Origin of the sequence: Streptomyces sp. NPDC002130 (genome assembly GCF_040296465.1) — a bacterium.
Lineage (GTDB): Bacteria > Actinomycetota > Actinomycetes > Streptomycetales > Streptomycetaceae > Streptomyces.
Genome location: NZ_JBEOXI010001124.1, coordinates 1 through 1133 on the forward strand (window position 1 = coordinate 1; position 1133 = coordinate 1133).

Below are 1133 nucleotides of genomic sequence, written 5' to 3' on the forward strand. Positions count from 1 at the left end.
GGGCTTTGTCGAGCATCTCGGGCGAGTTGTCGTAGCCGGTGATCCGGGCGGTGGGCCAGCGGGCGGCGAGCAGCGAGGTGAGCCGGAGATAGAAAGCATTTCGCGCGGGCCTCTGCGCGACGCCGTCCTCGGCTACCTCGCCATTCATCGAGGGCGTCCGACCGAGACTGCAGATCTACTGACCAGAGCGTGGGACAACTGCAGCGCGGATCGTGAACCAGGCACCGCTGCGATGATCGCTCAACGAATGGTCCTGCATTCCCTGGCTCGACTCGATGGCACAGCTCTCGTCGAGTGGGTGGACCGCGCAGTCGAATTGGTGGGCCCTTCGGATCCCGCAGCAGTGGAGTCCGAGGCGATCAAGGGTCTCGGACTCGGCGCCACCGGAAGGACCGTCGACGCACTCGCGGCATACGACGAACTGTCCGATCGCGTTCGCCCCGGAGCCCAGGCACAACGCTTCCAGATGGGACGCGGATGGCTCGAGCTTGCGTTGGATCACCCGGAGTCCGCCAGACGCGACCTCGAAAGCGCGGTGTCAACGGAGTTTTCCAGTGGTTCGGCGCGAATCTCACTGTGGGCACAAGCCTGGCTCGCCCGCACTCAATTCGCACTCGGCGCCTGGGACGAAGCGCTCTCGACGGTCGAGGGCGCCGCGGCCGAGGTGGATCGGTTCGAGATAGAGATCATCCGACCGTTGGTCCACTGGTCGGGAGCGCAGATTCACGCTCTGCGCGGCAACTGGTCAAACTTTTCGGCGAGGGAAACGCAGCGCCACTGAGCTTTCCGATGTCCGGGTGGAACGTGGCCCGCCCCTCCGATCACCACCGCAACCTCGGACGTTGTTCAGTCTGCCGCCGACAATCCGGTACTGGAGATGGCCAACGGAGTCCGTTGGGAGAAACTTGCCGGCAGTGGCCGCTCGGACGTCGACGCACTGCTGGTCACGTACGAGCCCGGTGCCGCAAGCGCCGTGGAACGGAAGTTGATGAGACACAGTGGAACTGAATTCGCTTACTTGGTCTCTGGTGAACTGACACTCTTGCTCGATTTCGACAGGCAACCAGGACCGGGTAGCCGATCTCGTCGGCAATGGCCTTGGCCTCGGCGAAGGTGGTGGCGGTGCCGTGCTT

General features: G+C 64.0%; 1 protein-coding gene and 1 pseudogene. One reads left to right on the forward strand and one right to left on the reverse strand.

The annotated features are described in order from the left end of the window. A pseudogene (locus ABT116_RS48945) lies at window positions 1-82 on the reverse strand (trans-aconitate methyltransferase); the annotation flags it as partial. A gap of 216 nt (window positions 83-298) precedes the next feature. Between ABT116_RS48945 and ABT116_RS48950 the strand changes: the two are divergent. After that, window positions 299-781 carry a hypothetical protein gene (locus tag ABT116_RS48950; RefSeq protein WP_351648066.1) on the forward strand — a complete coding sequence of 161 codons (483 nt, stop codon included), beginning with the start codon at window positions 299-301 and terminating at the stop codon, window positions 779-781. Window positions 782-1133: the final 352 nt, after the last annotated feature.